General features: G+C 67.2%; 2 protein-coding genes. Both read right to left on the minus strand.

Annotated elements, in window-relative coordinates; translation table 11 throughout:
- Nucleotides 1-1,166: dipeptidase (locus WB308_RS11720; protein ID WP_424191741.1), on the minus strand; the 1,166-nt coding region annotated here is incomplete at its 3' end.
- Between the two features lie 10 nt (nucleotides 1,167-1,176).
- The coding region (locus WB308_RS11725; RefSeq protein WP_424191743.1) for a hypothetical protein at nucleotides 1,177-1,614 on the minus strand (438 nt) is incomplete at its 5' end.

The following is a 1,614-nucleotide window of genomic DNA, read 5'->3' on the forward strand; positions in this document are numbered from 1 at the left end:
TCGTACGCCCGCGCGGCGGCCTGCATCTCCGGCAGATCGAAGGGGATCAAGGCGGGCTTGCCGGTCGTGAGCAGCCGCACCTCGACCTTCACCGTCGGCGGCGTCGCATCCTCGATCGCCTTCTTGATCAGCTCGTAGATCTTGTGACCGTCCTGGTTGCCCACCAGCCGGGAGCTGATCTTGCACCCCGCACGCACCGGGATGATCGTCTTCGGGCCGGGGCCGGAGTAGCCGCTCCACAGGCCGTTGATGTCGAGCGTCGGCCGCGCCGAGACGCGCTCCCGGATCGTGTAGTTTGCGTCGCCCCACACCGCCGGCACGCCGGTCGCGTCCATGAACTGCTCCTCGGTCAGCGAGACCTTGGCCAGCATCGCGCGTTCCGCGTCGGTCAGCGACACGACGTCGTCGTAGAAGCCGGGCACCGCGATCGTGCCGTCGACGTTGTATAGCGTGCCGAGGATTTCGACCAGCGCCAGTGCGGGATTGTGCGTTGCGCCGCCCCAGAAACCGCTGTGCAGGTCCTCGCGCGGCCCCTGCACTTCGACCTCGAGGTAGGTCATGCCGCGCAGGCTGTGCGTGATGGCCGGTTCCTCGACGACGCGCATCGACGAGTCGCTGATGACGCACACGTCGGCCCGGATCAGGTCCTGATGCTCTTTGACCCAGGGCACCAGGTTCGGCGAGGACACCTCCTCCTCGCCTTCCAGCAGGATCTTCACGTTGACCGGCGCGCCGCCGCTCGCCTTGAGGTACGATTCCAGCGCCTTGACATGGATGAAAAGCTGCCCTTTGTCGTCGGTCGCGCCGCGCGCGTAGATCTTGCCGTCCTTGACCGCCGGCTCGAAAGGCGGGGTGTCCCAGCCGTCCTCCATCACCGCCGGTACCACGTCGTAATGGCCGTAAACCAGCACGGTGGGCTTATCCGGCCCTGCGCCCAGCCACTCGGCATAGACCACCGGATGCCCGGCCGTTTCCATCACGCACGCCTTGTCGAGCCCCAGGGCCGCCAGGTGCGCGGCCAGCCACTCGGCGTTCCGCCGCATGTCCGCAGCGAATGCCGGGTCCGCGCCCACGCTGGGAATCCGCAACATCTCGAACAGCTCATCCAGGAACCGCGCGCCGTGCTGGCGCGCGTACTCGATGGCGCTACTCACCTTTGCCGTCATGTTTCCTCCTTTATCCAGCGACAGACGCCGCACGGTGCGCGGCCTGTCTTTTCTCGTCGACGATCTCTTCGGCATCAAGCTCGACCAGCCGGTAACGCGGCAGCCGCATCGCCGGGAAGATGGCCACGAGGCAGATCAGGGCCAGGAGCAGGAACGCAGACCTGAGCGCGCTGATCCGCGCGGCGTGGTTGATGCGCATCAACTCGTCAACCTGGGCGGGCGTGGCCGGCGTGGTGGCGAGCACGGCCTTCAACTGCGCGTCGCTGACGAAGTCCACCCGACTGACGTTGTCCAGGTTGAACTGCGGCGGCAGGGTGGAGCGGTCGAGGCTGGACGAGAGCGCCCCGGTCAGCAGCGTGACCGCGACGACCCCGGCAAACGCCGCGCCCAACGCCGAAGAGACGTTGTTCACGACCCCGCGCAGCGCACCGACATCGCCCGCATACTC

It is taken from the genome of Sulfuricurvum sp. (assembly GCF_049587615.1).
GTDB lineage: Bacteria > Campylobacterota > Campylobacteria > Campylobacterales > Sulfurimonadaceae > Sulfuricurvum.